The organism is Ruegeria sp. BHSB064, assembly GCF_059613205.1.
The window spans coordinates 1-1,721 of the sequence record NZ_JBXWSB010000242.1 but is presented as its reverse complement, the minus strand read 5'-3'; the positions used below and the strand labels follow the sequence as shown (position 1 = coordinate 1,721).

General features: G+C 55.0%; 1 protein-coding gene. It reads right to left on the bottom strand.

Annotated elements, in window-relative coordinates; genetic code table 11:
* Nucleotides 1-1,721: efflux RND transporter permease subunit (locus AC2FNU_RS24685; RefSeq protein WP_496794255.1), on the bottom strand; the 1,721-nt coding region annotated here is incomplete at both ends.

Here is a 1,721-nt window from a genome sequence, read left to right as displayed (position 1 = left end):
GACGGCGGCATCAATAGCTGACAACCCACGTTCTTCCTGCGCTTGCTTGGCAAACTCCACGATAAGAATGGCATTCTTTGCAGCAAGCCCCACAAGAACAATCAATCCAACCTGCGTCAGGATATTGTTGTCCATACCTCTGAACATAACCCCCAGCATTGCGCCCAGCACCGCGAGAGGAACGATCAAAACAATGACCATCGGAAGCGTCCAGCTTTCGTAAAGCGCCGCAAGAAACAGAAAGGCAAACAGTACCGAAAAGGCGAAGATATAAGCTGCCGTATTGCCTTGATTGCGTTCCTGCAGGGCGAGTTCGGTCCACTCGTATTCCAGACCGGGTGGCATGACTGCCTCTGCAAGGGCTTCCATTTCAAGCAATGCCTGCCCCGTCGACACACCGGGCGCTGGCGACCCTTGAACCGGCACAGACACCTGTTGATTGTAGCGCTGAACCAAGGCGGGGCCGGCGGTTTCCCGGACGGTAACCAAGGTGCCCAACGGAACCAAAGCCCCAGTTGCAGAACGGACTCGCAGACTTCGAATATCACTCTGGTTCAGGCGGAACGGTTCGTCCGCCTGCGCGCGCACCTGAAAAAGACGCCCGAAAGCATTAAAATCGTTCACGTAGGAAGATCCAAGGTTGATTGAGAGGGCTTCGAATATTTCGCCAATCGGGACGTTGAGCATTTGTGCCCGAACGCGATTGATCTCAAGGTACAACTGCGGCGATCCGGACGAAAAGGTTGTGAACACGCCCTGAACCTTGTCCGACTGGCTTGCACTGCCCATGACTGCATAGGCAGATTGCAACACGCGTGACATGTCTGCACTTTCAAGTTCCTGAAGCTGAAGCTTGAAACCGCCACCAGTTCCAACGCCACGGACCGCCGGAGGAGCAATGGCGATGATAAAGGCTTCGCGCAGGGCCTGCATTCGGCCAAAAAGCTGGCCCACAATAGCACCTGCAGTCGGCCCGTTTTCCTGGCGGCTTTCGAAGCTCTCGAAGGTGGTGAAAATAACACCTTGATTGCTTGCATTGGTAAATGTCGCCCCCGAGAAACCGGCAAATGCCACAGCATTCGTGACCCCGGGTGTTTCCAATGCTATCTCAGTCGCTTGTCTGATGATATCGTCGGTCCGGTCCAGTGCTGCACCATCCGGCAGTTGCACCACAACGATGGCGTACCCCTGGTCCATTTCCGGTATGAACCCGGTCGGCACTTTTGTCGTGATCCAGTATGTTCCGCCCATCAATCCGGCAAAGACCAGCAGAACAATGCTGCGGATCCCGGTTGAACCAGACAGTGCGCGCACGGTCCGACCATAAGTGGACGCCATTGCATCAAACCCTCTGTTGAACCCATTGCTGAGCGGGTCTGTGACGAAGGCCAGCGGGTTTCGTGTTGGTGCACTGGAGTTTGGCCTCAGGATTACGGCGGCCATCGCCGGCGAAAGGCTGAGTGAGTTGATAGTCGAAATAACTGTTGCGACGGAAATCGTGACGGCAAACTGCCGGTAAAACTGGCCGGTGATGCCAGGAACCAGAGCGGCCGGCACGAAGACGGCGATCAAAACCAGTGTCGTCCCGATGATCGCATTTTGGACCTCGTCCATGGTGCGGGCAGACGCATCTCTGGGAGACATGCCATTTTTGATGTTTCGTTCAACGTTTTCGACCACAACGATCGCATCATCAACGACAATTCCGATAGCCAGAATGA